Raw genomic sequence first — 6,918 nt, 5'->3', positions numbered from 1 at the left:
TTGATCAAACCCTGTGGGAGCGAGCCTGCTCGCGAATGGCTTGACGCAGAATCCGGATCCTAACGACGACCCGCAATCACCGCATCCCGTCGACTGCCCGAGACCTTGCGGCAGTGCACCAGCGCATCACGAATCATGAAGTTGACCAGAGTGGGCGATACGCCCAGTTCCTTGGCGATGTCTTTCTGCGGCACGCCGTGCAAGCGGTACATCTCGAAGGCATAACGGGTGCGGCTGGGCAGTTCGGTCAGCGCATCGGCGATGTGTTCGAGGGTCGAGAAGTTGATGTGCGAAGTTTCCGGCGAAGCGCCCTGAATCACCACGTTCAAGCCTTCCTCTTCCGGGCCTGAGTATTTCTGTTCGAGCGCCTGCTTGCGGTAGTGATCGATGGCGAGGTTGCGCACGATCTGGAACAGGTAGCTCAGCTGAGCCTTGATCGACGACGTGATCGGCGGCGCCGATTGCAGTCGGAAAAACGCATCCTGAACCACATCTTCGGCACGAGACCTGCAACCGGTAATGCGGGCTGCAATCTTGACCAGAATCAGTCGATTGTCGACGAATGCCTGAAGTAGCGGTGAATCGCACCTGCTTGTGGATACTTGTTCCGTCATGGAAATCACCTTGCTGCCAATAGGTTAGTGGGAGGGCCTCGGGGGACGGCGCCGTCCTACACATCGAGCGACAAATTATGTTGAATGATAATGATTGTCAAATGAGAAAGAGAGGTATTGCTGTAAGGCGATGTGTTTTGCCAACTGCGACACGCCGCCGCACCCCAGCCCCGCTGGACGTCGCGCCTGCCGACTAATTATTTCCCCACTCCATCCGTTCTCATTGGTGAATGGCCCGGGTGCAGATCCCCGGCCTCAGCGCATTCCGATGCCTTGCGCGGTCGGCACAGACCGCGCCCCGCACGCCTCTCGACAGGTGTGACGCAGCCACCCGATTCCACTTGCAAGCCGAATTCAGGCAGGAAACCTCATGACCGACGCGTTCGAACTCCCCAGCACCCTGGTCCATGCCCTCAAGCGTCGCGCGGCCCTGACGCCGGACCGACTGGCCTTGCGTTTTCTCGCCGAAAACCCGGAACAGACCGTGGTGCTCAGCTATCTGGAACTGGATCAACGCGCGCGCACCATCGCCGCTGCGTTGCAGGCTCAGGCTGGATTCGGTGAGCGTGCGGTGCTGCTGTTTCCCAGCGGCGCGGATTACGTCGCGGCGTTTTTCGGCTGCCTGTATGCCGGTGTGATTGCGGTACCGGCCTATCCACCGGAATCCGCCCGTCGTCACCATCAGGAGCGTTTGCTGTCGATCATCGCCGACGCCGAGCCCAAGCTGTTGCTGACCAGCGCCGACCTGCGCGATGCCTTGCAACAAATCGACGGCGCGCCGCCGCTGCTGTGTGTCGACACCCTCGACAGCGCACTGGCCGAAAGCTGGATTGAGCCGAGCCTGCCGCCCGAACACATCGCCTTTCTGCAATACACTTCCGGCTCCACCGCGCTGCCCAAGGGCGTGCAGGTCAGCCATGGCAATCTGGTCGCCAACGAACTGCTGATCCGTCACGGTTTCGGCATCAACGTCAACCCGGACGACGTCATCGTCAGCTGGTTGCCGCTGTATCACGACATGGGTTTGATCGGTGGTCTGCTGCAACCGATATTCAGCGGCGTGCCGTGCATTCTGATGTCGCCGGCCTACTTCCTCGGCCGGCCGTTGCGCTGGCTGGAAGCGATCGCCGAATACGGCGGCACCATCAGCGGCGGCCCGGATTTCGCCTACCGTTTGTGCAGTGAGCGGGTCAGCGAATCGGCCCTTGAGCGCCTCGATCTCAGCCGCTGGCGCGTGGCCTATTCCGGTTCCGAGCCCATCCGTCTCGATACCCTCGAGCGCTTCGCCGAAAAATTCGCTGCTTGCGGTTTCAGCGACAACACCTTCATGGCCTCGTACGGTCTGGCCGAGGCGACCCTGTTTGTCGCTGGCACACCGCGCGGCACCGGCATCCCGGCGCTGCGCGTGGACGATCAGGCGCTCGCGCAAAACCGCGCCGAGCCGGGCGATGGCAGCGCGATCATGAGCTGCGGCATCAGCCAGCCTGAGCACGCGGTGCTGATCGTCAAACCGAATACCCTCGAAGAACTCGCCGATAACGCCGTCGGCGAAGTCTGGGCCGCCGGCCCGAGCATCGCCCACGGTTATTGGCGCAACCCCGAAGCCAGCGCCAAGACTTTTGTCCAGCACGCCGGCCGCACCTGGTTGCGCACCGGCGACCTGGGTTTTATCCGTGCGGGCGAGTTGTTCGTCACCGGGCGCCTGAAAGACATGCTCATCGTCCGCGGACACAACCTCTATCCGCAGGACATCGAGCAGACCGTCGAGCGCGAAGTCGAAGTGGTGCGCAAGGGCCGCGTTGCGGCGTTCGCGGTCACCCACGACGGCGAAGAGGGCATCGGCATCGCTGCGGAAATCAGCCGCAGCGTGCAGAAAATCCTTGCGCCAGATGCGCTGATCAAAGCCATTCGCCAAGCCGTGGCCGAGGCGTATCAGGAGGCGCCAAGCGTGGTGGTGCTGCTCAATCCGGGCGCGTTGCCGAAAACCTCCAGCGGCAAACTGCAGCGCTCGGCGTGCCGCAATCGTCTGGCTGATGGCAGCCTCGACAGTTACGCGCTGTTCCCTTCGATCACAGCCGCAACGGAAAACGCGACCAGCAGCACTTCGGACCTTGAAGCGTTGATCGGGCAAATCTGGGCCGAGCAACTCAACGTCAAGCAGGTCAGTGGCGACGACCATTTCTTCCTGCTCGGCGGCAACTCGATCGCTGCCACGCAAGTGGTGGCGCGGGTTCGCGAAGCACTCGGTGTCGAGCTGAGCCTGCGCCTGCTGTTCGAAGCGCCAACCCTGTCTGCCTTCGCCGCCGCTGTGGCGCAGCTAAACCAGGACGGCGGCAGCGCTCAAGGTCCGATCAGCACCTTGTCGCGCAGTGAGCCGATGCCGCAGTCGCTGGCACAAAACCGTTTGTGGATCACTTGGCAACTCGATCCACAGAGCAGCGCCTACAACATTCCCGGCGGCCTGCGCCTGCGTGGTGAACTCGACGAAGACGCCGTGCGCAGCAGCTTCCAGCAACTGATCGAACGCCATGAATCACTGCGCACACGTTTCTTCGAACGCGACGGTGTGGCATTGCAGCAAGTGCTCGCCGCTGCCGAATTCAACCTGCATCTGATCGACATCAGCGACCTGCCAATGGCCGAGCATGAAGCCCGTGCCGAGCAGATTCGCGAAGACGAGGCGCGCACTCGGTTCGATCTGGAAAAAGGCCCGTTGCTGTCGGTGACACTGGTGCGTCTCGATGACGAAGAACATCAACTGCTGGTGACCCTGCATCACATCATCGCTGACGGCTGGTCGCTGAATATTCTCCTCGACGAATTCTCGCGTCTCTATGCCGCCGCTACTCAAGGTGCAACGGCGACACTGGCCGCGCTGCCCACGCAATACGCCGATTACGGCAACTGGCAGCGGCAATGGCTGGCGCAAGGCGAGGGCGAGCGGCAACTGGCGTACTGGAAAGCGCAACTGGGCGAAGAACATCCGCCATTGGAACTGGCCACCGATCACCCGCGCTCGGCCAGACACAACCACAGCGCCGCACGCTACAGCGTGCGCTTGAGTAGCAAACTCAGCGAGGCGATCCGCCAGACCGCGCAGGCTCACGAAGCCACGCCGTTCATGCTTCTGCTCGCTGCGTTGCAAAGTTTGCTGCACCGCTACAGTGGTCAGCGCGACATTCGCATCGGCGTGCCCAACGCCAACCGTCCGCGCCTGGAAACCCAAGGCCTGATCGGCTTCTTCATCAATACCCAGGTGTTGCGTGCGCAAATCGATTCGCGCCTGACATTTGCCGAGTTGCTGAACCAGACCCGCCAGGCCGCACTCGGCGCCCAGGCCCATCAGGATCTGCCCTTCGAACAACTGCTCGAAGCTTTCCCGCAGGCCCGCGAACAGGGACTGTTCCAGGTCATGTTCAACCATCAGCAGCGCGACCTCAGTGCACTCAAGCGCCTGCCCGGTCTGCTCGCCGAAGAACTGCCGTGGCACAGCCGCGAGGCCAAGTTCGATCTGCAATTGCACAGCGAAGAGGATCGCAACGGTCGTCTGAGCTTGGCGTTCGACTACGCCAGCGAACTGTTCGATGCCACGACCATCGAGCGCCTGGCCGAGCATTTCCATAATCTGCTCAGCGAGGTCTGCGAACAGCCACAGCAGGCCATCGGCGATCTGCGCTTGCTGACCGCCAGCGAGCAGAATCAGCAGAAGGACTGGAGCGTCGCTCCGTGCACCCCGGCGCAACACTGGCTGCCGGAACTGCTCGAGCAACAATTGCGCAACACCCCGCAACGCACTGCGCTGGTGTGGGACGGCGGTAGTCTGGATTTTTCCGAGTTGCACGCGCAATCCAACCGGCTCGCCCATTACCTGCGCGACAAAGGCGTTGGCCCGGACGTGTGCGTGGCCATTGCTGCCGAGCGTTCGCCGCAACTGCTGATCGGTCTGCTGGCGATCATCAAGGCCGGCGGCGCCTATGTGCCGCTTGATCCGGATTATCCGGTCGAGCGTCTCGCGTACATGCTCCGCGACAGCGGCGTCGAACTGCTCCTGACCCAGACGCAATTGCTCGAGCGTCTGCCGGCCAGCGATGGCGTCAGCGTGATCGCCATGGATGCGCTGCACCTGGATAAATGGCCGAGCCAGGCACCGGGACTGCGACTGCACGGCGACAACCTCGCCTACGTGATTTACACCTCGGGTTCCACCGGGCAACCGAAAGGCGTCGGCAACACCCACGCCGCGCTGGCCGAGCGCCTGCAATGGATGCAGGACACTTACCGCCTCGACGAAACCGACGTGCTGATGCAAAAAGCGCCGATCAGTTTCGACGTCTCGGTGTGGGAATGCTTCTGGCCGCTGATCAGCGGCGCGCGTCTGCTGCTTGCCGCCCCCGGCGAGCACCGCGACCCGCATCGCATCGCGCAACGGGTCCAGCAATACGGCGTGACCACGCTGCACTTCGTCCCGCCGCTGCTGGCGCTGTTCATCGACGAGCCGCTGAGTGCCGAGTGCACCAGCCTGCGCCGGGTGTTTTCCGGCGGTGAAGCCTTGCCCGCCGAGTTGCGCAACCGTGTGCTGACGCAACTGCCGGCGGTGCAATTGCACAACCGTTATGGCCCGACTGAAACCGCGATCAATGTCACCCATTGGCACTGCACAACTGCCGATGGTGAGCGCTCGCCGATTGGCCGGCCGCTGGGCAATGTGGTCTGCCGCATTCTCGATGCCGATCTCAATCCAGTGCCAGCGGGCGTGCCGGGCGAGTTGTGCATCAGCGGCATCGGTCTGGCTCGCGGTTACCTGGGTCGTCCGGCGTTGAACGCCGAGCGTTTTGTCGTCGATCCACTGGGCGAGCAGGGCGCCCGCTTGTACCGCACCGGCGACCGTGCGCGCTGGTCCTCGGATGGCGTGATCGAATACCTCGGTCGCCTCGACCAGCAGGTCAAGCTGCGCGGCTTTCGCGTGGAACCGGAAGAAATCCAGGCGCGACTGCTGGCGCAAAATGGCGTGGCCCAGGCCGTGGTGCTGGTGCGCGAAACCGCTGCCGGCGCGCAACTGATCGGCTACTTCACGGCGAGCGATGCGCAGGAAAATGCAGATGAGCAAATTATTCGGCTGAAAGCTGCCCTCGCTGCCGAGCTGCCGGAATACATGGTGCCCGCACAATTGCTGCGCCTCGACGCGATGCCGCTGAGCCCCAGCGGCAAACTCGACCGCCGCGCCTTGCCCGAGCCGCAATGGCAAGTGCGTGAACACATCGAACCGGTCAGCGAACTGGAGCAGCAAATCGCCGCGATCTGGTGCGAAGTGCTGGGTCTGAAGCAGATCGGCCTGCGTGACGATTTCTTCGCCCTCGGCGGTCACTCGCTGCTGGCCACGCAAATCATTTCGCGCACACGTCAGGCCTGTGACGTCGAACTGCCGCTACGCACCTTGTTCGAGCACAGCGAACTGGGCGATTACGCCGAACAGATTCGCCTGATCCAGGCCAGCGGCCGCACCAATCAACAGTTGCCGATTGCAAAAATCGACCGCAGCCAAGCGGTGCCGCTGTCCTATTCGCAGCAGCGCATGTGGTTCCTCTGGCAGATGGAACCGGACAGCCCGGCTTACAACGTCGGCGGCATGGCGCGCTTGCGCGGCGTGCTGCATGTCGAGCATTTCGAGGCGGCGTTGCAGGCGCTGATCCTGCGCCACGAAACCCTGCGCACTACGTTCCCCAGCGTTGACGGCGTCGCCCGCCAACAGGTGCATGCCGAGACCGGCGTGCGCATGGGCTGGAAGGATTTCTCCAGCCTGCCGGCAGAAGTCCGGGAGCTACAAGTCCAGCAACTGGCCGATGCAGAAGCGCACCAGCCGTTCGATCTGGAAACCGGTCCGTTGCTGCGTGCCTGTCTGGTCAAGACCGCCGAGCACGAGCATTACTTCGTCCTGACCCTGCACCACATCGTCACCGAAGGCTGGGCGATGGACATCTTTGCCCGTGAACTCAGTGCGCTGTATGAAGCGTTCGTCGATGAGCGCGAATCACCGCTCGCGCCGCTGCCGGTGCAATACCTCGACTACAGCGTCTGGCAGCGTCAGTGGCTGGAGTCCGGCGAGCGCCAGCGCCAGCTCGATTATTGGACCGCGCAGCTCGGTCGCGAACATCCGCTGCTGGAACTGCCCGGCGACCGTCCGCGTCCACCGGTGCAGAGCCATCAGGGCGAGCTGTTCCGTTTCGATCTGAGTGACGATCTCGCCGCGCGGGTGCGGGCGTTCAATGCGCAAAACGGTTTGACCCTGTTCATGACCATGACCGCC

General features: G+C 62.7%; 2 protein-coding genes. One reads left to right on the top strand and one right to left on the bottom strand.

Annotation, left to right across the window (positions count from 1 at the left end; genetic code table 11):
* Nucleotides 1-59: 59 nt before the first annotated feature.
* Complete coding sequence (locus OQK_RS01670; protein WP_008088195.1) at nt 60-614, bottom strand: RNA polymerase factor sigma-70; 555 nt, start codon at nt 612-614, stop codon at nt 60-62.
* Nucleotides 615-984: 370 nt separating this feature from the next.
* Between OQK_RS01670 and OQK_RS01665 the strand changes: the two genes are divergently transcribed.
* Nucleotides 985-6,918: non-ribosomal peptide synthetase (locus tag OQK_RS01665; RefSeq protein ID WP_038860411.1), on the top strand; the 5,934-nt coding region annotated here is incomplete at its 3' end.

Origin of the sequence: Pseudomonas sp. R62 (assembly GCF_000257605.1) — a bacterium.
Classification (GTDB): domain Bacteria; phylum Pseudomonadota; class Gammaproteobacteria; order Pseudomonadales; family Pseudomonadaceae; genus Aquipseudomonas; species Aquipseudomonas atacamensis.
The sequence above is the reverse complement of the archived record's forward strand: the minus strand, read 5'-3'. Positions and strand labels throughout refer to the sequence as shown.

Excerpts from the sequence above, each read along its gene's own strand:
- OQK_RS01670 (WP_008088195.1), bottom strand. The coding sequence starts at position 614 with ATGACGGAACAAGTATCCACAAGCAGGTGCGATTCACCGCTACTTCAG.